Origin of the sequence: Nocardia sp. CA-135953, assembly GCF_050955735.1 — a bacterium.
Classification (GTDB): Bacteria; Actinomycetota; Actinomycetes; order Mycobacteriales; family Mycobacteriaceae; genus Nocardia.
This window is the reverse complement of record NZ_CP192082.1, coordinates 3,245,303-3,266,612: the sequence shown is the minus strand read 5'-3', so window position 1 is coordinate 3,266,612 and position 21,310 is coordinate 3,245,303. Positions and strand designations below refer to the sequence as shown.

Below are 21,310 nucleotides of genomic sequence, written 5' to 3'. Positions count from 1 at the left end.
GGCAACCCCGATGCGCAAGCTCAAACTCCAGGTGCAGACCACCATCGACGGCTACATGTCCCGGCCCGAACGGTGAGATGGACTGGATCACATTCCAGTGGTCCGATGACCTCGCCGCCCGCGTCACCGCCATTTCCGCCGAATTCGAGACCATCGTGCTCGGCCGCAAACTCGCCGAAGGCTTCATTCCGCACTGGGCCTCCAAGCCGGAACACGAGCCCCAGGTTGCCATCGACAAGATGAACAACACGCCCAAGGTCGTGATCTCCAACAGCCTCACCGAATCGCCCTGGGAGAATACCGTCGCCGCGGGCGGCGACCTCGCCGAGACAATCGACAACCTCGAGGCCCAACCGGGGGGCGACATCATCGTCTACGGCGGCGGCACCCTCGTCGCGAATCTGATCGCCGGGGACCTCATCGACGACCTGCACCTGTTCGTCAATCCGACCGCGATCGGCGCGGGCCTGCCGGTCTTCCGCGGCACCACCCGGCTCGACCTCGTCTCCGCCACCGGCTTCGAGTGCGGGGTGACCGAGCTGCACTACCGGCCGAAGAGCGTCTGACCGCGGCCTCGTCGGGGATGCGGATCGGCATTCCCGACAATTCTCAGGCGCGGTAATTCCCGACGACGAGCGCCAAGCATCCGGCCGCCCCAACAGCGGCGGCCGCGAACATCGGGTATTCCAGGTTGATAGATTGATGCAGGAATGCCAGCAGCGCGGGAATACCGAAGCCGAGTAGCTGACGGAGTAGAACACCGCAGTCAGTCCAGCGAGGTCGTCGCGAGCAATCCGCTCGATCTCCTGTAGTCCGGCGACCAGCCCGATCCCATATCGGTAACGCGCCGGTCAGGATGCGTTCCTTGACCTCGCGACAGGCGAGTTCGGCAGATGCGTACGTCTTAGGACAAGTCGAATCTCAGCGACACGTCGTGGGAGCCCCAACAGGTGTGGGCAGGAGTCGTATAACATTCCACTATGGAACGTTGAGAGTGAGAGGAGCAGTACCTTGGCGAACACCTCGACACAACGCAAATCGCTGAATTCCACGGCGGCGTCGCTGCTCGGATTTCTGCACGACGGTCCGATGTCGGGCTGGGATCTGGCGACCGAGGCCCAGGACCGGATCGGCGATTTCTGGACCATTACCCAAAGCCAGGTCTACCGGGAACTGGCCGCCATGGACGCGGCCGGACTCGTCGAAAAAGGTGAGATCGGGGCACGCGAACGCACGCCGTATCAGATCACCGACGCCGGTCGCGAGGCATTCCTCGAATGGATCGCCCGTGACCCCGGCGCGGAGACCATTCGGGTCCCGCTACTACTGACCCTATCCTTCGGCAAGCACGTCGATCCCGACCATCTCGATCGAATCATTGCCGCCAACAAGGACATTCACCAGCAGCGCCTCGACCGCTACCTCACCGACGACCACACCGACATGTCCGCGTATCAACGCGCCACCCTCGAATTCGGCATCGGCTACGAGCGCACCGTACTCGCCTGGTTCGACCGCCTGCCAGAACTGCTCGGCCGCTGAATCAGCGGGATGTGATCTCCCGCAACCACTTCCACGCCGCGTCGACGGATTCCACGACCACCGCGCCGGGCGGCGGCTCGGGGCGGTCTACGACGACCACAGGAAGGCCCGCCGAGCGAGCGGCATCCAGTTTGGCGGCGGTCTGATCGCCGCCACTGTCCTTGGTGACCAGCACGTCGATCCGGTGTTGCGTCAACAGGCGCTGCTCGTCCGCGGGTGCGAAAGGCCCACGCGCGAGCAGCAATTCGTGATGGGGCGGCAGCGCGCCGGTGGGCGGATCGATGGCACGGATCAAGAACCACTGGTCGGTCAAGCCCGCGAAGGCGGCGACACCTTGGCGACCGATGGTCAGGAAGACGCGCTCCCCCAGCTGCGAAATCGCCTGCGCGGCCGCGTCGAGATCCGGCACCCGGATCCACCGATCACCCGGCTGTTCGGACCAACCCGGCCGCCGCACATGCACCAGCGGCAAACCGAGATCCGTTGCGGCAGCGGCCGCGTTCGAACTGATCGTGCCCGCGAACGGATGTGTGGCATCGATGACGGCAGCGATTTCGTTGTCCGCCAACCACTTCCGTAGACCCTCGACACCGCCGAAGCCGCCGATCCGCACCGGCCCCTCCGGCAGCAGCGGGTCGCGAACACGACCGGCGAGCGAGGAGACGATATCGAATCCTCGCTCGCCGGAAGCGATGTGGGCGATTTCCCTGGCTTCCCGAGTGCCGCCCAGAATCAGAGTTTTCAGGGCTGCCCGCTGAAGTAGGCGATGCCCGCATTGATCAGGTTCGGACCACCCGCGATGAGGAGTCCGATCAACGCACCCACCGGCAGACCGATGCCGAAGAAGAAGAATCCGATGATGCCGCCGATCACGGCACCGAGCGAGGCACGCTGCAGTTCGCTGAAGAACCACTCCTGCGAGGAGATGGCCTCGGCGCTGATCGCGGCGGTCGGCTCGACTTGCGGGGTCAGGGTCAGCTGCCCGCCGGCAGGGTCGATGGTGGCCGCGATCAGGATCAGTTGGTCCCCGACCTGCGCCTGCAGCGGAATCGAGGTGACGGCCGCACCCTCGGTGTTCTTCACCGTGACGTACTTCTGGTCGGCATCCAGACTGAACGCGCCGCCGGTGACCGCCGCGACGATCGACTTGTCGACGAGTTGCACCGCGTAGTTCACACCGTGGTCCTCGCCTTGCACGGCGGGCACGGCCTGGTTCTGCACGACAGGCGCGGGTGCCAGCGGAGCGGCGCCGGACGTACCCGCCGCGATACCGGTGGCCGCAATGGCCATAATCGCGGTGGCGGCAAACTTCTTGTACTTCATATATCTCCCCAATAGGACGCGGATCCGGCGATAACGTCCGGATCTCGGGCACCGACCCTACAGTCCACTTCACCCGCGACGCGAGGTTTTCAGACCGAGCCGCGTTTCACAACTGCCCACTGGGCGACCGGCAATTGCGGACGCCAGGTCGTGAACTTGCCGAGGGCTTCGGCCCGGTAAATCTGAAACTTCCGCAGTTCACCGCCGTGCGCAGCGGCCCAATTCAGTAGCAATGCTTCGGATTCCGCTGTCACCGCATTCGCCACCAAGCGGCCGCCCTGGCGTAGATGCGACCAGCATGTCTCGAGTACGCCATCCTGAGTGAGCCCGCCGCCGATAAATATTGCGTCCGGAGGTGACAATTCGGTAGATTTTTCGACATCGGTGCGTATCTCTCCAAAAACACCGATGTATGGAACACCAAGGGCGGCGGCGTTGTCGGCGATCTGCCGCCGCCGGTGTTCGAGTCGCTCGAAGCTGACCGCCCGACAGCTCTGATGCGTGCGGCACCATTCGATCGCGATACTGCCGGAACCGCCGCCGACGTCCCACAGCAATTCCCCGGGCGCGGGTGCCAGCGCGGCCAGTGTCAGTGCCCTGACCTCGGATTTGGTGAGTTGACCGTCACCGCCGAAGAACTCATCCGCCAGTCCGGGCACACGCGTCGCCCGCAGATGCTTCGGGTCGGCGACGCAGTCGATCGCGACGATATTGAGTGGGTCCCCCGCCGCGAGTTCCCACCCCGTCGCGCGATCGCGCGCGACCCTTTCGCGCGGGCCGCCCAACTGCTCGAGCACGGTCAATGCCGACTCCCCGAAACCATTGTCCCGCAACAGTCCCGCGAGCTGTCCCGGGGTGTGCTCGTCCGCGCTCAGCACCAGGACCCGCCGCCGGTCCGCCAACTCGGGCAACACCGACTCGACCGGCCGCCCCACCGCGCTGACCACCGGAGTTTCCGCCAATGCCCAACCCAGCCGTGCACATGCCAGCGATGCCGATGATGCCTGCGGAAATACCCGCAGGTGATCCGCGCCGAACAGCCGCGCCAACGTCACTCCGATGCCGTAGAACATCGGATCACCACTGGCCAGCACACATACCTGCCGACCGGTGTGGCCGGCGAACAAACTGGGTAGTGCAGGGACCAACGGCGAAGGCCACTCCCGCCGCGCCACAGCGACATCCTGTGGAATCAGCTCGAGTTGCCGCACCGATCCGAATACCACTTCGGCATCCGAGACCGCTTCGCGCGCAACCTCGCCGAGACCGCTCCACCCGTCGGCACCGATACCGATGACAGCGATCGGCGGCCCACTCCACCGCGCACCGCCGTTCACCGCGGCATCCGACGCCAGATGGGTTGGGGCAGTAGGCGGATCGCGAAGATGAGCGGACGCAGAATGCCGGGGACCCACACCCGACCGGCGCGACGATGCAGGCCGCGCACGACCGCATCCGCCACCTGGTCGGGGGTGCTGGACATCGGTGCCGGGTCCATGCCAACGGTCATCCGGCCGATGACGAACCCGCAACGCAGCAGCAGCAGGTGAACACCGCTGCCGTGCAACGCATCCGCGAGACCGCCGGCGAATCCGTCGAGACCCGCCTTCGCCGAACCGTAGACGTAGTTGGCTCGCCGCACCCGCGCGCCCGCGAACGAGCTGAAGACGACGAGATGCCCGCTGCCCTGCGCCCGGAGCATATTCGCGAGGATGGTGAGCACGCTGATCTGCGCGACGTAATCGGTGTGCACGACCGCGATCGCATGTGCCGGATCCCGTTCGGCCCGCGCCTGATCCCCGAGCACTCCGAATGCGACCACAGCGACCCCGATCCCTCCGTGCTCAGCCGCGATCTTCTCCAGCAGCGCGGGATGACTCGCTGTATCGTCCGCATCGAATTCGACGGTATGCACTGCCGTCGCCCCGGCTGCCGCAACCGCCGCACTCTCCTGCGTCAACTCCGCGCTGCGTCGCGCCGCGAGTATCGCCACACGCCCCGGCGCCAGCCGTCGCGCCACCTCGAGCCCGATCTCGCTGCGGCCCCCGAGTACCAGCACCGGCCCCTCGGCAATTCCACGCGATCCCATGCCGCCAGTCTGTCACCCCACCCCGCTGTGCCGATCCGCCAGGTCAGACGATCTCGAGCTGATAGGAGGCCTCGACCCAGAAGCCGCCCGGCTCGTACTCACCACCGAAGGTGAGGATGTAGTCGCCGCGGACCAGGTCGTCCAGCCTGCACCAGAGCCCCCATGCTGTCGCCTTGAAACGGCCGGTCACCTGGAACGGGCCGCCCGCCGCCGGGTTGATGGGGAACGCCGCGCGGTTGGTCACTTCCAGCAGCGGTAATGCGATGCCGTTCAGCTCGGCGTGGCCGCTCGCCGTCGGTACCACCGGCGGTCGGCTGCCGAATTGGAAAAACGACCTTTCGACCTTCTGGAAGATATTGAAGGCGGGAAAGAAGATCGGGCGACCGTAGGGCACGGCGCAGCTTCGGCTGGCCTTGCCGCCGAACGTCCCGGCGAGGAACCAGACATCGTCGGGCTGGGCTTCGGCCGCGCAGGCCCCGGTCTCGTCGCAGACCGGATTCTTGGCGATCGGAATCGACATGGCCCACTGCCACCATCGAGCGGCCAACTGGACAGCCGTGCTCTGCATCCCTGAACCCCTCGATTGTCGATCTCGGCGCTCAGAATATCCGAGCGCGCACGAAACACCGAACTGACCAGTTCGTACCAGACGTGCGGACTCGGTATGTGCCGGTGCTGGACGGCCCGCATACCGCTACGGTCAGGGGATGCCGACCAGCACCGCACAGCTGTCCACTGCCGCACTCGAATTCGTCGCCGAACGCCACCTCGCGACCCTGACCACCCTGCGTGCCGACGGCACGCCGCATGTGGTCGCGGTGGGTTTCACCTGGGATCCGGAAGCCGGGATCGCGCGAGTGATCACCAACGACGGCTCGGTGAAGGTGCGCAATGTGCGGCGCTCCGGCTACGCGGCGGTAAGCCAGGTGGACGGAATCCGCTGGATCACCCTGGAAGGCCCGGCCACGGTGCTCGACGATCCGGACAACGTCGCAGAAGCCGTGCACCGATACGCGGGCCGCTACCGAGTTCCCCGAGAGAACCCGACCCGCGTGGTCATCGCCATTCGAGTCCAGCGCGTACTCTCCAGCAGCACCCTCGCGCCTACCCCGGCCTGATGCACCGCCGACCCCGAACCCGAAGTCATTGCATCCCAGGACATTTCGCCGCGCCCCTGCTGACCGCACCACCTCTCAGGCGCGAAGAATCATCGCGCCGGGGCGCCGTCACTGTAGTTGCGCATGCGCCACGCCGCTCACAGCGCGGTCACTCTTACGACGAATTCACGGCCAGTAGCGATGGCGCACCCCAGCCGTCAATCAGGCACAGCACGGCTCAGAGCACTGTCAAACCATGCGGCCGCTGGTTCATCGACTCGCAGCCGTCTTCGGTGACCACGACGATGTCCTCGATGCGTGCGCCCCAATCGCCACGGAAATAGATCCCGGGTTCGATGCTGAAGGCCATGCCGGGTGCCAGGACCAGGCTGTTGCCTTCGACGATGTAGGGCTCCTCATGGACCGAGAGACCGATGCCATGGCCGGTGCGGTGGACGAAGGCGGGACCGAAACCGGCTTCGGTCAACAGGTTTCGGGCTGCGGCGTCGACGGATTCGGCGGTGACACCGGGGCGGACGGCGGCGACCGCGGCAGCTTGGGCGCGCTCGAGTTCCCCGAATTGTGTGGCCACGGTGGACGTGGGCTCACCGAGGACGTAGGTGCGGGTCGAGTCCGAGTAGTAGCCGGGCTCGACCGGGCCACCGATATCGATCACCACCACATCTGCGGCTTCGATGCGACGATCGGACACGCCGTGATGCGGATCGGCGCCGTGCGGTCCGCTGCCGACGATGACGAACGCCGCCTCGGTATGCCCCTCCTCGACGATCGCCGCCTTGATGTCAGCGCCGACCTCGGCCTCGGTGCGCCCGACGCGCAGGAATTCACCCATCCGCGCATGCACCCGGTCGATGGCCGCACCCGCACGTCGCAGAGCCTCGATTTCGGCCTGGTCCTTGATCATTCGCAGCTCTCGCAGCACCGGCGTGGCCGAAGTGGGCAGTCCACTGACGGATTCGGCCAGCGGCAGCAGATGCAATGCGGGCATGACATCGGTGACCGCGACCCGGGAGCCGACGTGCAGCGACGACTTCACGAGCTGATACGGATCGACGCCGTCGACCCAATCCAGTACCTGCAGACCGAGTTCACCCGCGGCCGAACCCTCTAGCGCGGCCAGTTCGAGCTTCGGAATCACCACTGAGGGGGTGGCGCCGTCGGCCGTGATCACCAGACAAGTCAGCCGCTCGAAGGACTCCGCCGCCGAGCCGATGAGATAGCGCAGATCCGGCCCCGGCGTGATCAATAGCGCGTCCAGATGAGCGGCGCGCATCAACTGCACCGCCCGCTCGAGTCGATCACTGTAGATATCCGCCGCGAATCGGGACTCCGTGTGCGAGCTCATACCGTGCGACGTTACCCGCCCTCGAAATCAACGCGAATGTGAATACCGATCACCCGAGATTGTCGTTGCGGACAGGTAGCCTCAGCGGCGTGAACACTGCGACTTCCGGTGGACCCCTGCTGTTGCTCGATGGCGCGAGTCTGTGGTTCCGCGCGTTCCACGCGATTCCGGAGAAAATCACCGCACGCGACGGCCGATCGGTGAACGCCCTGCGCGGCTTCACCGATATGGTCGCCTCGCTCGTCACCAAGCACAAGCCGAGCCGGTTGGTCGTCTGCCTGGACCTGGAATGGCGCCCCGCATTCCGGGTGGCGCTGGTCCCGACCTACAAGACCCACCGCCTCGACACCACCGCCGATGCGGCACCCGGCGCCGAGGACGTGCCGGACACCTTGACCCCGCAGGTCGAGATGATCCTCGACGTGCTCGCTGCGGCGGGCATCGCCACCGGCGGTGCGATCGGACTCGAGGCCGACGATGTGCTCGGCACCCTGGCCACCCGCGAGCGCACCGATCCGGTGGTGGTCGTCAGCGGCGACCGCGACCTACTCCAGCTGGTCCGCGACGAGCCGGCACCGCCGGTGCGCGTGCTCTACGCCGGTCGTGGATTGGCCAAGGCCGAATTGTTCGGTCCCGCCGAGGTGTCCGCGAAATATGGTGTGCCACTGGAGAATGCGGGCCCTGCCTATGCGGATATGGCGACCCTGCGCGGCGACTCCTCCGACGGTTTGCCCGGCGTCGCAGGTATCGGCGAGAAGTCCGCCGCGATGCTCATCTCCCGCTTCGGCTCCCTCGACGCGCTCACCGCGGCCGTGGACGACCCCGCAGCCGATATGGCCCAGGGCATCCGCGCCAAACTCCGCGCCGCCGAGACCTACCTGAAGGCCGCCGCCCCGGTCACCCGCGTGGTCTGCGACGCCGATGTGGAGCTGTCCTGCCCCGACACCCTCCCCATGGCCCCCGCCGACCCGGACCGCCTCCGCGAACTGGCCGCCATGTACAACGCGGAAAGCCCCATCACCCGCCTGATCGCGGCACTGACCGCGGCGCACCCGGGGTGACCGCATCGATCCCATACACAAGCACGAGGCCTCGCATACCCAGTGACCTCGCATAGGTTGCACAGTTTGTGCGAGGCCGTCGCTCCCTCTGCGCCACCAGGCGAACAGCTCGGTGCTGCGCCGCCCGAGTCAGGAGTTGGGACCTACCCGAGGAGTACCTGGTCGCCGCGCCAACGTGCCCCGCTCGCCTACTAGGCCCGCGCAGCGGGCCGCCCCACCGACGCCCGCTCGCCGACCTGTCGACCGACGAACCGTCAGTTCGGACGGCCGACCTCGTAGGTGCCGTCGTCCTTGGTGATCTTGACGGTGACCTTCTTCTGCTCGCCGCTGACCTTCATGTCGCAGGTAAAGGTCGCGTCGACCTTGACCTGCTGGCCGGAGGGGCAGGAGACATCGGCGACGTCCTGGATTCCGTAAGAATCCGAGAGCACCTTTTTGACGCCGTCCTGAACGGCGGCCTGGTCGAGTTCGTCCTTGCTGGTCAGCACGAGCACCAGTACCACGATGGCGCCGATGACAGCGAGCGCGAGCACACCCAGGCCGATGAACAGGCCCTTGCTCTTGCCGCCGCTGCTCGGCTGCGGGGTCTGCTGCTGCCACGGCTGCTGCTGGGCCTGCTGCCAGGGCTGCTGCTGCCCCTGCTGCGCGGACCAGTCCTGCGGGGTCGGCTGCTGCCCCCACTGCGGCTGACTCGGCTGGCTGGGTTGGGGCTGGCCCCACTGCGGCTGACTGGGCTGACTCTGCGGGTTCTGCTGGCCCCACTGCGGCTGACTGGGCTGACTCTGTGGATTCGGCTGACCCCACTGCGGCTGCTGCGCGTTCGGATCGCCCCACTGCTGAGTCGGCTGCGCCTGCGGGGTAGCACCCCACTGCTGAGTCGGCCCGGCTGCACCGGGTGCCTGCTGTCCGCCCCACTGCTGGGTGGGATCGTTGCGTCCCTCCCCGGGACCAGGGGCGTCGTTCGGTCCGTACGGGCCGCTCATCTGGTTGCCTCCACTCGCATCGTTATACACACGGTAGCCCCCCGCGTGAGACTCGTCGCACAACAGGACCAATCCCGTATGAGGTGCGATCCTGTCCGACTCCTCCGCCACGGTCGGTACGCGAAAGAAATCAAATCACAATCGAATCGGCTACGCGGCGTCCACGGCTACGACACCCCGTCGGATCGCGCGGACGGCCTTGGCCGCGGTCCCGGCGATCTCCACATCGTCGGCGGTTCCGTGGATCTGATCGAGCAGATCGATCACCTGTCGGCACCACCGCACGAAATCGCCCGCGGACAGCGGCGCGTTCTGATCACCGCTGGCCAGCAACGACTCGGCCAACCCATCGCCGCGCGCCCATTTGTATACACCTGTCACGAAACCGAGATCCGGCTCACGGGTGGGCGGCAGCTTGTGCCGTGCCTCGTCGGAACGCAACTCGCTCCATACCCCGATGGTCGCGCCGACCGCACGGCGAATCGGTTCGGTGGGCCCGCTGGCGCCGAGATAGCCGCCCTCCTGGCGGGATTCGTACACGAGAATGGAAACCACCGCCGCCAATTCGGCCGGACCGAGCCCACGCCACAGTCCCTGCCGCAGACATTCGGCGACCAACAGATCGCTTTCGGCGTAGATCCTGGCCAGCCGCCGTCCGTCGGCGGTCACTTCGCCCGCGTGCACGAACCCGCGTTCCTCGAGCAGGCCGAGGATCCGGTCGAAGGTGCGCGCCAGCGAATTGGTGGTCGCGGCAACCTTCTGGCGCATCGTCTCGGTCTCGCGTAGCAGCCGGTTGTACCGCTCGCCGACCCGGCTCATTTGCTCGCGATCGGGCCGCGTATGCGCCGGATGCGAACGCAGACTGCGCCGCAATGTCGACAGCTCGCGGTCCTCGCCCGCCTGCGAACGGTCACCGCGCCGCGGCCGGCCCGGCGCCGAGATCCCGGTGCTGCGCAACGCTGATGCCAGATCACGCCGAGTCCGTGCCGTGCGGTGATCGATCTTGCGCGGCAGCCGCATATGCCCCAATGTCTTCGCGGGCACCGGGAAATCGGCGACCGATACCCGACCCGCCCACTTGTCCTCGGTCAGTACCAGCGGACGCGGATCCCCCGGCGTGGCATCCGGCTCCAGAATCACCGCGAGCCCGGCCCGCCGCCCGGACGGAATGGCCACCACATCACCCCGCCGCAGCGAGACCAGCGCGTCGACCGCGGCCCCGCGGCGATCGGCCCGACCCTGCTGCGCGATCTGACGTTCCCGCTGCTTGATCCGCTCGCGCAGGGAAATGTATTCCAGGAAGCCGCCGTCCTCACCGCCGAGCTGATCTCGCAATTTGCGCAACTGCCCCTCATTGCGCTCGATCCCGCGCACCAGCCCTACCACCGACCGGTCGGCCTGGAACTGCGCGAAAGACCGCTCGAGCAGCGCCCGCGACTCGTCCGCGCCCATCCGATCGATCAGATTGATCGACATGTTGTAGCCCGGCCGGAACGAACTGCGCAGTGGATAGGTCCGGGTGGAGGCCAGACCGGCGACCGCACTGGTGTCGACCTCGGGCTGCCACAGCACCACCGCGTGGCCCTCGACATCGATCCCGCGCCGCCCGGCCCGGCCCGTGAGCTGCGTGTATTCCCCCGGCGTCAGCTCGGCGTGCGACTCGCCGTTGTACTTGACCAGCCGCTCGAGAACCACCGTCCGCGCGGGCATATTGATGCCCAAAGCCAGTGTCTCCGTGGCGAATACGGCCCGCACCAGACCGCGCACGAACAATTCCTCGACGGTATGCCGGAAGGCGGGCAGCATGCCCGCGTGATGCGCGGCCAAGCCGCGATGCAGCGCCTCGCGCCATTCCCAGTAGCCGAGCACCTCCAAATCGCCCTTGGGTAGATCCCCGGTGTGCTTCTCGATGATCGCGTCGATCTCTTCGGTCTCGTCGTCACGGCTGTTCTTACCCACCCCGGCGGCTCCGCCGACTGCCGTCCCCCTGAGATCCAGTCGCGAACGCAGGCATTGAGCAAGGGCCCCATCGCATCCGGCCCGGCTGAAGATGAAGGTGATCGCGGGCAGCAGCCCTTCCTCATCGAGCTTGGCCAGCACCTCCGGCCGCGGCAACGGCCGGAAGTTGCGGTTGCCACCGCGACCGCGCGGTCCACCCCAGCCGTTCATTCGGTCCGCCGCTTCACGGTGGCGGATATAGCGCACCAGATCCTCGTCGACGAGCACCTTCTGCTCGCTGGAGTCGGTATCGAACAGATCGAACATCCGCCGCCCGACCATCACGTGCTGCCACAGCGGCACCGGGCGGGTCTCGTCCACGACCACCGCGGTATCGCCGCGCACGGTTTCCATCCACGCGCCGAATTCCTCGGCATTGCTGACCGTCGCGGACAGGCTGACCAGCCGCACATCCGGCGACAGATGCAGGATGACCTCCTCCCAGACCGCGCCGCGGAAACGGTCGGCGAGGTAGTGCACCTCGTCCATCACCACATACGAAAGTCCGCGCAGCGCGTCCGAGGAGGCGTAGAGCATATTGCGCAGCACCTCGGTGGTCATCACGATCACCGGCGCGTGCGGGTTGATCGACTGGTCACCGGTGAGCAGTCCGACTTGGTCGCGCCCGTGGCGCTCGGTCAGGTCGGCGAACTTCTGGTTCGACAGCGCTTTGATCGGTGTGGTGTAGAAACACTTTCCGCCCGCTGCCAACGCGAGGTGCACCGCGAATTCGCCGACGACGGTCTTACCCGCGCCGGTCGGAGCACAGACCAGCACGCTGTGCCCGCCCTCGAGGGCTTTACAGGCATTGCGCTGAAAGGGATCCAACCCGAAAGTCAGCTCGGCAGAGAACTTTGCCAGCTCGCCCGCCTGCGACTGGTGATACGTCACGGTCAGAGGGTATCGGAGTAGTCCGACACGGGGGGATGGTCGCCGGCTGCGCCTGCGGGGCGGGTAGGCATAGCCCGCGCCGATTTCTCCGACGGATCAATGATCGAATCTGCGGGGTTGACAGGCTCGGGGCCGGAGATCGTCGAGGCTTCCTCGTCCGAGAGTGCCGCCAATTCCTCGGCCTCCCGACGTGCGCGCCGCTTGTCGTTGATCCGGGAGAACTGGATGGCAACCTCGAACAGCACCGTCAGCGCCAGCGCCAAGGCCAGCATGGAGAACGGGTCCTGCGGGGTCACGATCGCAGCGAAGACGAAGAGCCCGAAGACAATTCCGCGTCGCCACTTGGCGAGCTTGTCGTAGTGCAGCACTCCGACCAGATTCAATCCGACTACCAGTAGCGGGATTTCGAAGCTGACACCGAAGATGACGAGCAGCTGGATGATGAAGCTGAAGTATTGCGTACCGCTCAGCGCGGTGATCTGCGCATTGTTGCCGATATTCAGCAGGAAGCTCAACGCGTGCGCGACAACCCAATACGCGAGTACGGCGCCGGTCACGAACAGCGCGCTACCGGAGGTGACGAAGCCGACCGCGTACTTGCGTTCCTTCGCATACAAACCGGGCGTGATGAAGGCCCAGATCTGATACAGCCATACCGGAGCTGCCAGTACCACACCGGCCGTCATACCGACCTTCAACCGCAGCATGAACTGCTCGAAGGGCGCTGTCGCCAGCAGACGGCAGGCGCCGTCGGTGGTGAGCACGGCCCGCGACGAGGCGGGCAGGGAACAGTAGGGCCCGGTCAGCAGCGAACCGAGGCTTTCGATACCGAAGATCGTGTGCGCGTACCAGAAGAAGCCGAACAGCGTGGTGACGACGACCGCCGCGATCGAGACCAGCAGCCGACGGCGCAACTCTTGCAGATGCTCGACCAACGACATGGTGCCGTCGGGATTCGTCCTGCGCTTACTGCGCCGGGGATCGAACGGGATTCGCATGGTGGTGTGTTGGCCCCTGGGGTCGACGGTGCCCGCAGCGGTCGGCGGGCAACAGCACTAGGACCGGAGCGAGTTCGCTACTCACCCCGGCGGCATGGCTGGGCTCAGAGCGACTTCGGCTGGGCCTGAGGCTCGGCCTGCGGCTGCGCGACCGTCGGCTGGACCGCCGAGGCCTGCGGCAGTTCGGCGGCCGGTTGCTGCACCGGTGCTGCACTTGCCTGTGCGCTGCTGCTCTCGTTCTGCATCTGGCTGACTTCGCTCTTGAAGATGCGCAGCGAGCGGCCCAAGCTGCGGGCGGCATCGGGCATACGCTTCGCGCCGAAGAACATCACGAAGACCGCGGCGATGATCAGCCAGTGCCAGATGCTCAGACTGCCCATAATCAAACCTCCCAAGAATGTGGTAGCTCCGATGCTACCGGACTATGACATGCGAGAACGCCCGCGTCGGCGCGCGTTCGCTGTGCGTTCAGCCGCACGTATACGACACGAAGTTCGCGGCCCGCCGGGTTCAAGATCGTCCTGCGGCCGTTCGCAGTTGCTCCAACAGTTCCGGTCCGGTCCAGTCGCGGCGGTCGCCGTGTTCGGCGGCCACGATCAGTTCGATGAGACGCTGATTGACCGGTGTCGCCAGCCCCACCATCGCGCCGAGGCTCACGATCTCACCACACAACCAGGAGATTTCAGTCTTGCGACCGAGTTCGAGGTCATCGGCCATGGACGAGCGCGCCTCCGGATCAACGGCCAGCACGGTCGCGGCGACCCGGCGGAAGATCCCGTCCGGAACGGTCAGCAGCCGGGCCATCCACTCCGGCGGCAGCGGTGTCAGCCGAGCAGGGCGAATGCGCGCCCTGTGCATCGCGGCCAGTGCCTCGCGCTGGGTGAGGGCCAGGCAGCGCCGGAAGTCACGGTCGGACAGTTCCTCGCGCAGCGGCCTGCCGGACAGCGCATTGATCGGGTTGTTGAGGTTCAGCAGCAGCTTCGCCCATTGCACCGGCAGCAGGTCCGGATAGCGCCGCAGTGCCAGACCGGCCCGCGCGAATACGTCGGTGAACTGTGCGAGCGCCGGATCGTCCTGCACCGCCAGTCCGCCCTCGGTGCCGCGATGGAAGCGGCCGTCGGGATGGTGCACGACGTTGAACATCACCATGCCGGCCAGCACCACGCAGGTCGGCAGGATCTCACGGATCACCGCGTCGTTGCCGATCCCATTCTGCAGGCTCAGCACCACGGTGCCGGGGCGGATCTTGCCGTCGAGATCGCGTACGGCCGACGCGGTCGCCGCCGATTTCACCGTGACCAGCACCAGATCGGCGGACCCGACATCCTCCGGTGTGGTCGATACCCGCACCGCATCCCCCGCCACCGCGACGTCACCGCCGTCGAGGTCGGTGAGTCGCAGCCCGGATGCGCTGATCTCGTCCAGCACCCGTTGCCGGCCGACGAATGTGACATCGGCGCCGGCCGCCGCCAGCTTTCCGCCGACAAAGGACCCGATACTTCCGGCTCCCAAGACCAGCACCCGGGCGGGTGCCACCACCTCACTCACGCCGTTCCAGCCTCCGTGCGATTCATCTGGTCTCCAGGAACCCGGCCGCTTCGTAGGCGGCCAGCGCGGCATTCGAGCGTTCGCGCACCGCGGTGATCAATTCGGGTGGACCGAGCACCGTGACGCCGGAACCGAAGCCGAGTAGCAGCCGCGCCATCCAGTCCATGGTGGCGAAGCGCATGGTCGTCTCGATGCTGCCGTCCGGGTGCACCGCCATCCGATGCATCGGATATTGATCGAGCACCCAACCGTAATCGCCGCGAATGCGCAAGCGCGCCAACGGAACCGCGGGATCGTCCTGGAACAGGTCGAGCGCGGCGGCCGCCTCGGTCGCATGGCTCGGCGGGTGGGCGGGCTCGTCGAGTTCGGTAGCCGCCTCGATCCGATCGAAGCGGAACAGTCGCACACCCTCGGCCTCGCGGCACCACGCCTGCAGGTAACTGTTGTTGTCCACCAACACAATACGAATGGGATCGACGACACGTTCGGATACGACATCGCGACTCGCCGAGTAGTAGACCAGGCGCAGCGCGCGCTGTCGGGCCAGCGCCGAACGCACCGTCGAAACGGCCGGGGCCTCGGTCGGCAGGTGTTCGCGGGCCTCGTCGACCGTCTTGCCACCGACGATGGCCGATTCCAGTTTGGCGATCGCCGCATGTGCCGCGGTCGGATCGACCATGCCCGGCATATCCACGATCGAGCGCAGCGCCACCAGCAACGCGGTCGCCTCGGTGGAGGTCAGCCGCAGCGGCCGGTCGATACCGGCAGAGAAGGTGACCTCGATGCTCTCCTCGGAGAACGACAGGTCGATCAGATCGCCCGGCCCGTAACCGGGTAGTCCGCACATCCACAGCTGGTTGAGATCGCTCATCAACTGCTTGGTGGTCACACCGAGATCGGCGGCGGCCTCGGCGGCACTGATCCCCGGATTCGCGATGAAGTACGGAATCATATTGAGCAGCCGTGAGAGCCGAACCGAAAGTCGACTGCGCTCAGCTGTGCCTGTGGTCCGCTCGGCTGGCGCCCTGGTTCGCTCGCTCATGCCTTCACCTCGCTGGCGCTCGGCTCCGGCACGAGCGAGTGCTCGGCTGTATCCATTGTTCGCTCGCTGCGCTCGCTCATGCCCGCGCCTCGCTGACGCTCGACTCCAGCACGAGCGAGTGCTCGGCTGCATCCATTGCTCGCTCGCTCATGCGGTGACCTCCGTGTGGTCGAAGACCGAACGCAATCGCGCCACCACGTCCGCGCGTAGTTCCTCCGGTGCGAGCACTACGGCATCTGGACCGAGTCCGGTAATCAAGCGCGCCAACCAATCTCGGGATCGGATGGGCAATTCGACAACTACGCCGTGGCGTTCGCCGATGGTGCGCTCTTCCAACACGTGTCCCAGTCGGCGGATCTCGCGGCCATGGCCATCGGCCACCCACACCGTCGCGGTGCCGGTCACCGGGGCGCTGCCGGTGACGGTGCCGACGATCTCACGAAGATCCACACCATCGGGCTTGCTGACCGCATTGGGCGGCCCGTAGGCGGTCACATCGTCGCCGATGCGCGATAGGCGGAAGCTTCGGACCGCATCCCGGTTCCGATCGTGTCCGACCAGATACCAGCGGCCGTTGTGGGTCACCACACCCCACGGTTCCACATCACGCATGACATACGGCTCGTTGATTGCACCCCGATGTTCGAACCGCACCGCCTGACCTGCGTCGATCGCGGTCAGCAGCTTGCCGAGCACCGCATCCGAGCCACGGGTCCGCGCGGGGACCGCGGGCACCGAGGCCACCGCGGCATCGGTCTCGACGTGGATCCCGGCCGCACGCAATTTCAGCAGCGCGCCCTCGGCTGCGGCCGCCAGCTCCGGCGACTCCCACATCTGCACCGCGACCGCGACCGCCGCCGCTTCCTCGCTGGTCAGATCGATATCGGGTAGTTCGTAGGCGTCGCGGTTTATCCGATAGCCCTCCACCGTCGAAAATCGGCTGACCTGCCCGACCTCCAGGGGAATCCCCAGGTCACGCAGCTCGTTCTTATCGCGCTCGAACATTCGACTGAACGCCTCGTCGCTGGCCGAATCCTCGTACCCCGCGACGCTGTCCCGAATCCGCTCCGCGGTCAGGAATTGCCGGGTCGACAGCAGCGCGATGACCAGATTCATCAGCCGCTCGACCTTGGATATCGCCACTCGACACAGGGTAATCGGCCGCCCGCCGCGACCGCGCGTCGGCGCGCGATTCACCCCGATCCGGTTCGCCGCGGCCATTATGGAGTCATGATCATCGCGTTCTCCGTGACACCGCTGGGTACGGGTGTGGACGTCGGCCGAGCCGTCGCCGAGGCCGTGCGCGTCGTGCGGGCCAGCGGCCTCCCGAACCGCACCGATGCCATGTTCACCACTGTCGAGGGCGAATGGGACGAGGTGATGGCCGTGGTCAAGGAAGCCACGGACGCCATACTCCAGGTCGCACCCCGCTGCAGCCTGGTCCTGAAAGCGGACATCCGACCAGGCGTCACCGACGCGATGACCACGAAGGTCGAGTCCGTCGAGCGCTATCTCACCGACAGCTAGCCGCAAGCCCGCGCCGACTTTGGTCCTCACAGACCTGTCGGACTCCGCACAGAAGTCACAACCTGTGTGCGGCGCTCAATAGGTCTGTGACAGCACGGGCGACCTTGATCGCTGCCGCAACCTGGAGAGGGCTACATCGAGGCGATCAGCCGATCCACTCGTTCGTCGACGGAGCGGAACGGGTCCTTGCACAAGACCGTGCGCTGGGCTTGGTCGTTGAGCTTGAGATGCACCCAGTCGACGGTGAAGTCACGCCCGGCTTCCTGGGCGGCGGTGATGAAATCGCCGCGCAGTTTGGCGCGGGTGGTCTGCGGCGGGGTGTCCACGGCCGCGTCGACCGCCTCGTCCTCGGTGACGCGCTTGGCCAGACCCTTGCGCTGCAGCAGGTCGAAGACGCCACGGCCGCGCTTGATGTCGTGGTAGGCCAGATCGAGCTGGGCGATCTTGGGATCGGACAGCTCCATGCCGTAGCGATCCTGGTAGCGCTGGAAGAGCTTGCGCTTGATCACCCAGTCGACCTCGGTGTCGACCTTGGCGAAGTCCTGCGCCTCGACCGCGTCCAGGGTGCGGCCCCACAGATCGACAACCTGGTCGATATTGGGGTCGCGGTCGCGATTGCGCAGGTGCTCGACGGCGCGAGCGTAGTACTCGCGCTGGATGTCGAGCGCACTCGCCTGGCGTCCGCCTGCGAGCCGGACCGGACGACGACCGGTCAGGTCGTGGCTGACCTCGCGGATGGCGCGGATCGGGTTGTCCAGGGCGAAATCGCGGAACGAGACGCCCGCCTCGATCATCTCCAACACCAGCGCCGCCGTGCCGACCTTCAGCATGGTAGTGGTCTCGGACATATTCGAGTCGCCGACGATCACATGCAGACGCCGGTACTTCTCCGCATCGGCGTGCGGCTCGTCGCGGGTATTGATAATCGGGCGCGAGCGGGTGGTCGCCGAGGAGACGCCCTCCCAGATGTGCTCGGCACGCTGGGACAGGCAGAACGTGGCCGCCTTCGGCGTCTGCAGCACCTTGCCCGCACCACAGATCAGCTGACGCGTGACCAGGAACGGCAGCAGCACATCCGAGATCCGGGAGAACTCGCCGGCCCGCACGACGAGGAAGTTCTCGTGGCAGCCGTAGGAGTTGCCCGCGGAGTCGGTGTTGTTCTTGAACAGGTAGATGTCGCCGCCGATGCCTTCCTCCGCGAGGCGCTGTTCGGCGTCGATCAGCAACTCCTCCAGCACGCGCTCACCAGCCCGGTCGTGAGTGACCAGCTGCGCCAAGTTGTCGCACTCTGCGGTGGCGTACTCCGGATGCGACCCGACATCGAGGTAGAGCCGAGCGCCGTTGCGGAGGAACACGTTAGAGCTACGGCCCCAGGAAACTACCCGGCGGAATAGATACCGGGCCACCTCGTCGGGGCTGAGCCGACGGTGTCCGTGGAAGGTGCACGTCACACCGAATTCGGTCTCGATCCCCATGATTCGTCGCTGCACACTATCGACATTACAGCCATGTCATGTACTCGCGTGGGGCTGCGGACAACCCCGGTGCATACGTCTTCACAACGATTTCGCACGTGAGCGAAATGTTCGGCGGAAAACTACCGGCCGAAACGAAGGCCCTCCCGAAAAATCGGGAGGGCCTTCGCAGTCGAACGATCGTGGTGGACTACTCCGATTCGGGAGCGTCCTCGGACTTCGCCTCGGCGGACTTCGCCTCGGCGGACTTCGCCTCGGCGGACTTCGCCTCGGCGGACTTCGCCTCGGCGGACTTCGCCTCGGCGGACTTCGCCTCGGCGGACTTCGCCTCGGCGGACGCCGCCTCGGCCTTGTTCGCCGACTTACCGCCGTTCAGCAACTGGTCCAGGGCCACGCCCGCGACCCGGCGGAACGCCCGCCGCGGCCGCGCCTGTTCGAGGGTGGCGACCTCGAGCGAACCCACCCCCAGCACCCGCTTGTCCTTGTCCGCGGCGCCCTCGGGCACCCCGGCCTTCAGGGCCTTCACAGCCACGTCGACGGCACCGGCCAGATCGAGTCCGGGCTGGTAAGAGGTCTTCAACGCGGTCATGATCGGCTCGGTCGTGCCGCCCATCACCACATATTCGCGCTCGTCCACGATCGAGCCGTCGAAGGTGATTCGATACAGCACTGATTCCGGTGACTGCTCCGGGTAGCCGACCTCGGCCACGCAGATCTCCACCTCATAGGGCTTGAGCTGATCGGTGAAGATGGTGCCCAGGGTCTGCGCGTAGGCATTGGCCAGGCCACGACCGGTGACATCGCGCCGGTCGTACTGGTAGCCCTTCAGGTCGGCCTGCAGGATGCCGCCGCGGCGCAGTGCCTCGAATTCGTTGTACTTGCCGACGGCCGCGAACCCGACGCGGTCGTACAGCTCGCTCACCTTGTGCAATGTCGCGGAGGGATTCTCCGCGACGAACAGCACACCCTTGTCGTAGGTCAGCACGATCACACTGCGACCGCGAGCGATGCCCTTGCGCGCGAGCTCGGTCTTGTCGCGCATGATCTGTTCGGCCGACGCGTAATACGGCAGTGTCATGCTGTGCCCTTCTTCGCATGCTCGAGGGGCCCTCCGTGGTTACGCAGGCTGCCTCCTCCGTGCCCTGACTCGGTCATGCGGTGGCACTCCCCTCTTCCGCGGCCTCGCGATCGGCGACGATCGCCCGCGTGATCTCCTCCAAACGCGATTCGGTCACCTCGTCGGCGCCCTCGTCGTTTATGACGATCGCCGTCGGGTAGATGCCGCGCACCAGATCCGGTCCGCCGGTGGCGGTGTCGTCGTCGGCCGCGTCGAAGAGCGATTCGACGGCGATCCGCAATGCGCGATCCTCATCGATTCCCTTGGCGTACAGCTTTTTCAACGACGATTTCGCGAACATCGAACCCGAACCGACCGCGGTGTAGCCGAACCGCTCCTCACTGCGCCCGCCGACCACATCGTAGGACACGATGCGACCGGCCTTGTCCGGATCGGTGGCGTGCTGGTCATAGCCGACCAGCACCGGAACCACCGCCAGACCCTGCAGCGCGGCAGGGAGGTTGTCGCGCACCATCTTCGACAGCTTGTTGGCCTTGCCGTCGAAGGTCAGCGAGACACCCTCGATCTTCTCGTAGTACTCCAGCTCGACGGCGAACAATCGCACCATCTCGATGGCCATGCCCGCGGTGCCCGCGATACCAGCCGCCGAATAGGTGTCGGTGATGTATACCTTCTCGATATCCCTGCTGGCCAACAGGTTTCCCTGGGTGGCCCGGCGGTCACCGGCGATCAGCACACCACCGCGGAACGAGACCGCCACAATGGTGGTTCCGTGCGGAGCCAGGTCCTTCGCGGCGGTGCCACCGGAAATTCCGGTGGCACCTTCGATCGCGCCGAATCGGTTGCCAGGCAACAGTTCCGGTGCGTGCATGCGCAGGTGCTCGGTGAATGACGAGAGGGCGTGCCCCGGGTGGAGACGCAAGGGGTCACCTGCTGTCACTGGCCGCCCTTCTGCACATACGCGCGAACGAAGTCTTCCGCGTTCTCCTCGAGCACATCATCGATCTCGTCGAGCAGGTCGTCGGTGTCCTCCGCCAGTTTTTCGCGGCGCTCCTGACCGGCGGCGTCAACGCCCTCCGGGCCCTCGTCCTCGTCGCCGCCCCCGGCGCGCTTGGTCTGCTCTTGTGCCATGGCAGCCGACCTCCTCTGTCCTCATCATGACCAGGGCTCCATTCTGAGCACGACCCTGATCATGAGCAATGTCCGTGCCCGTACATCAACACTACCCAGCCGCCCTGACAACGTGCTCGGTTATTGGCCGCGCGGGCGCGGCGTGTTCGCGACTGTGTTCG

General features: G+C 66.2%; 21 protein-coding genes and 1 pseudogene. 5 read left to right on the top strand and 17 right to left on the bottom strand.

The window, feature by feature from the left end; all coding sequences use genetic code 11:
• The first annotated feature begins 77 nt into the window (after positions 1–77).
• A complete protein-coding gene (locus ACQPXH_RS14970; RefSeq protein WP_433602939.1) occupies positions 78–566 on the top strand; it encodes a dihydrofolate reductase family protein in 489 nt (162 codons plus the stop codon).
• A gap of 445 nt (positions 567–1,011) precedes the next feature.
• The gene (locus ACQPXH_RS14965; protein WP_433602938.1) at positions 1,012–1,542 is read left to right on the top strand and encodes a PadR family transcriptional regulator; all 531 of its coding nucleotides are present in this window, start codon (positions 1,012–1,014) and stop codon (positions 1,540–1,542) included.
• 1 nt (position 1,543) lies between these two features.
• Here ACQPXH_RS14965 and ACQPXH_RS14960 read toward each other — a convergent pair whose 3' ends face one another.
• The 5 genes from ACQPXH_RS14960 to ACQPXH_RS14940 all read right to left on the bottom strand — a co-directional run bounded on the left by ACQPXH_RS14960 (position 1,544) and on the right by ACQPXH_RS14940 (position 5,522).
• Positions 1,544–2,287 (bottom strand): cobalt-precorrin-6A reductase, encoded by a 744-nt coding sequence (locus tag ACQPXH_RS14960; RefSeq protein ID WP_433603462.1) that lies wholly within the window; start codon positions 2,285–2,287, stop codon positions 1,544–1,546.
• On the bottom strand, positions 2,284–2,865 hold the full coding sequence (locus tag ACQPXH_RS14955; RefSeq protein ID WP_433602937.1) for a hypothetical protein: 582 nt from the start codon (positions 2,863–2,865) through the stop codon (positions 2,284–2,286). Before ACQPXH_RS14955 ends, ACQPXH_RS14960 begins: the two co-directional genes overlap by 4 nt.
• Before the next feature lie 89 nt (positions 2,866–2,954).
• Positions 2,955–4,202: a precorrin-6y C5,15-methyltransferase (decarboxylating) subunit CbiE gene (gene cbiE / locus ACQPXH_RS14950; RefSeq protein WP_433602936.1), complete on the bottom strand. Its 1,248-nt coding sequence runs from the start codon at positions 4,200–4,202 to the stop codon at positions 2,955–2,957.
• Positions 4,199–4,954 carry an SDR family NAD(P)-dependent oxidoreductase gene (locus ACQPXH_RS14945; RefSeq protein WP_433602935.1) on the bottom strand — a complete coding sequence of 252 codons (756 nt, stop codon included), beginning with the start codon at positions 4,952–4,954 and terminating at the stop codon, positions 4,199–4,201. Before ACQPXH_RS14945 ends, cbiE begins: the two co-directional genes overlap by 4 nt.
• 43 nt (positions 4,955–4,997) lie before the next feature.
• The gene (locus ACQPXH_RS14940) at positions 4,998–5,522 is read right to left on the bottom strand and encodes a hypothetical protein (RefSeq protein WP_433602934.1); all 525 of its coding nucleotides are present in this window, start codon (positions 5,520–5,522) and stop codon (positions 4,998–5,000) included.
• 139 nt (positions 5,523–5,661) lie between these two features.
• On the opposite strand from ACQPXH_RS14940, the gene ACQPXH_RS14935 reads away from it, so the two are divergent.
• Entirely contained in the window at positions 5,662–6,072 is a 411-nt protein-coding gene (locus ACQPXH_RS14935) for a PPOX class F420-dependent oxidoreductase (RefSeq protein WP_433602933.1), read from the top strand.
• A 217-nt stretch (positions 6,073–6,289) separates the two neighbouring features.
• On the opposite strand, the gene ACQPXH_RS14930 is transcribed toward ACQPXH_RS14935, so the two are convergent.
• Positions 6,290–7,417 carry a M24 family metallopeptidase gene (locus ACQPXH_RS14930; RefSeq protein ID WP_433602932.1) on the bottom strand — a complete coding sequence of 376 codons (1,128 nt, stop codon included), beginning with the start codon at positions 7,415–7,417 and terminating at the stop codon, positions 6,290–6,292.
• Between the two features lie 89 nt (positions 7,418–7,506).
• Between ACQPXH_RS14930 and ACQPXH_RS14925 the strand changes: the two genes are divergently transcribed.
• The gene (locus ACQPXH_RS14925) at positions 7,507–8,478 is read left to right on the top strand and encodes a 5'-3' exonuclease (RefSeq protein WP_433602931.1); all 972 of its coding nucleotides are present in this window, start codon (positions 7,507–7,509) and stop codon (positions 8,476–8,478) included.
• Positions 8,479–8,732: 254 nt separating this feature from the next.
• Here the strand turns inward: ACQPXH_RS14925 and ACQPXH_RS14920 are convergent, their stop codons facing one another.
• From ACQPXH_RS14920 to ACQPXH_RS14890, 7 genes are all read right to left on the bottom strand, one after another.
• On the bottom strand, positions 8,733–9,461 hold the full coding sequence (locus ACQPXH_RS14920) for a DUF4333 domain-containing protein (RefSeq protein ID WP_433602930.1): 729 nt from the start codon (positions 9,459–9,461) through the stop codon (positions 8,733–8,735).
• 150 nt (positions 9,462–9,611) lie between these two features.
• On the bottom strand, positions 9,612–12,356 hold the full coding sequence (locus ACQPXH_RS14915; protein WP_433603461.1) for a DEAD/DEAH box helicase: 2,745 nt from the start codon (positions 12,354–12,356) through the stop codon (positions 9,612–9,614).
• The gene (tatC, locus tag ACQPXH_RS14910) at positions 12,353–13,348 is read right to left on the bottom strand and encodes a twin-arginine translocase subunit TatC (protein ID WP_433602929.1); all 996 of its coding nucleotides are present in this window, start codon (positions 13,346–13,348) and stop codon (positions 12,353–12,355) included. Before tatC ends, ACQPXH_RS14915 begins: the two co-directional genes overlap by 4 nt.
• 104 nt (positions 13,349–13,452) lie before the next feature.
• Positions 13,453–13,728, bottom strand: coding sequence for a Sec-independent protein translocase subunit TatA (gene tatA / locus ACQPXH_RS14905; protein ID WP_040691476.1), 276 nt, complete (start codon positions 13,726–13,728; stop codon positions 13,453–13,455).
• Positions 13,729–13,858: 130 nt separating this feature from the next.
• Positions 13,859–14,896 (bottom strand): 2-dehydropantoate 2-reductase, encoded by a 1,038-nt coding sequence (locus ACQPXH_RS14900; RefSeq protein WP_433602928.1) that lies wholly within the window; start codon positions 14,894–14,896, stop codon positions 13,859–13,861.
• Positions 14,897–14,918: 22 nt separating this feature from the next.
• On the bottom strand, positions 14,919–15,938 hold the full coding sequence (locus ACQPXH_RS14895) for a helix-turn-helix transcriptional regulator (protein WP_433602927.1): 1,020 nt from the start codon (positions 15,936–15,938) through the stop codon (positions 14,919–14,921).
• A 147-nt stretch (positions 15,939–16,085) separates the two neighbouring features.
• Positions 16,086–17,081 (bottom strand): helix-turn-helix transcriptional regulator, encoded by a 996-nt coding sequence (locus tag ACQPXH_RS14890; protein ID WP_433602926.1) that lies wholly within the window; start codon positions 17,079–17,081, stop codon positions 16,086–16,088.
• A gap of 87 nt (positions 17,082–17,168) precedes the next feature.
• On the opposite strand from ACQPXH_RS14890, the gene ACQPXH_RS14885 reads away from it, so the two are divergent.
• Positions 17,169–17,465 (top strand): MTH1187 family thiamine-binding protein, encoded by a 297-nt coding sequence (locus tag ACQPXH_RS14885; RefSeq protein WP_433602925.1) that lies wholly within the window; start codon positions 17,169–17,171, stop codon positions 17,463–17,465.
• Positions 17,466–17,596: 131 nt separating this feature from the next.
• Here ACQPXH_RS14885 and pafA read toward each other — a convergent pair whose 3' ends face one another.
• The 4 genes and pseudogenes from pafA to ACQPXH_RS14865 all read right to left on the bottom strand — a co-directional run bounded on the left by pafA (position 17,597) and on the right by ACQPXH_RS14865 (position 21,149).
• The gene (gene pafA / locus ACQPXH_RS14880; protein WP_218007602.1) at positions 17,597–18,955 is read right to left on the bottom strand and encodes a Pup--protein ligase; all 1,359 of its coding nucleotides are present in this window, start codon (positions 18,953–18,955) and stop codon (positions 17,597–17,599) included.
• A 253-nt stretch (positions 18,956–19,208) separates the two neighbouring features.
• Positions 19,209–20,018, bottom strand: a pseudogene (prcA, locus tag ACQPXH_RS14875) (proteasome subunit alpha); the annotation flags it as partial.
• Positions 20,019–20,091: 73 nt separating this feature from the next.
• The gene (gene prcB, locus ACQPXH_RS14870) at positions 20,092–20,958 is read right to left on the bottom strand and encodes a proteasome subunit beta (RefSeq protein ID WP_433602924.1); all 867 of its coding nucleotides are present in this window, start codon (positions 20,956–20,958) and stop codon (positions 20,092–20,094) included.
• Positions 20,955–21,149 carry a ubiquitin-like protein Pup gene (locus tag ACQPXH_RS14865; protein WP_014351559.1) on the bottom strand — a complete coding sequence of 65 codons (195 nt, stop codon included), beginning with the start codon at positions 21,147–21,149 and terminating at the stop codon, positions 20,955–20,957. Before ACQPXH_RS14865 ends, prcB begins: the two co-directional genes overlap by 4 nt.
• Between the last annotated feature and the right edge of the window lie 161 nt (positions 21,150–21,310).

What these genes read in the sequence shown, in the direction of transcription:
- ACQPXH_RS14920 (WP_433602930.1), bottom strand. Translation starts at nt 9,461, where the DNA reads ATGAGCGGCCCGTACGGACCGAACGACGCCCCTGGTCCCGGGGAGGGA.
- ACQPXH_RS14955 (WP_433602937.1), bottom strand. Translation starts at nt 2,865, where the DNA reads ATGAAGTACAAGAAGTTTGCCGCCACCGCGATTATGGCCATTGCGGCC.
- ACQPXH_RS14970 (WP_433602939.1), top strand. Translation starts at nt 78, where the DNA reads ATGGACTGGATCACATTCCAGTGGTCCGATGACCTCGCCGCCCGCGTC.
- ACQPXH_RS14895 (WP_433602927.1), bottom strand. Translation starts at nt 15,938, where the DNA reads ATGAGCGAGCGAACCAGGGCGCCAGCCGAGCGGACCACAGGCACAGCT.
- ACQPXH_RS14885 (WP_433602925.1), top strand. Translation starts at nt 17,169, where the DNA reads ATGATCATCGCGTTCTCCGTGACACCGCTGGGTACGGGTGTGGACGTC.
- ACQPXH_RS14940 (WP_433602934.1), bottom strand. Translation starts at nt 5,522, where the DNA reads ATGCAGAGCACGGCTGTCCAGTTGGCCGCTCGATGGTGGCAGTGGGCC.
- tatA (WP_040691476.1), bottom strand. Translation starts at nt 13,728, where the DNA reads ATGGGCAGTCTGAGCATCTGGCACTGGCTGATCATCGCCGCGGTCTTC.
- tatC (WP_433602929.1), bottom strand. Translation starts at nt 13,348, where the DNA reads ATGCGAATCCCGTTCGATCCCCGGCGCAGTAAGCGCAGGACGAATCCC.
- ACQPXH_RS14935 (WP_433602933.1), top strand. Translation starts at nt 5,662, where the DNA reads ATGCCGACCAGCACCGCACAGCTGTCCACTGCCGCACTCGAATTCGTC.
- ACQPXH_RS14945 (WP_433602935.1), bottom strand. Translation starts at nt 4,954, where the DNA reads ATGGGATCGCGTGGAATTGCCGAGGGGCCGGTGCTGGTACTCGGGGGC.
- ACQPXH_RS14865 (WP_014351559.1), bottom strand. Translation starts at nt 21,149, where the DNA reads ATGGCACAAGAGCAGACCAAGCGCGCCGGGGGCGGCGACGAGGACGAG.
- ACQPXH_RS14930 (WP_433602932.1), bottom strand. Translation starts at nt 7,417, where the DNA reads ATGAGCTCGCACACGGAGTCCCGATTCGCGGCGGATATCTACAGTGAT.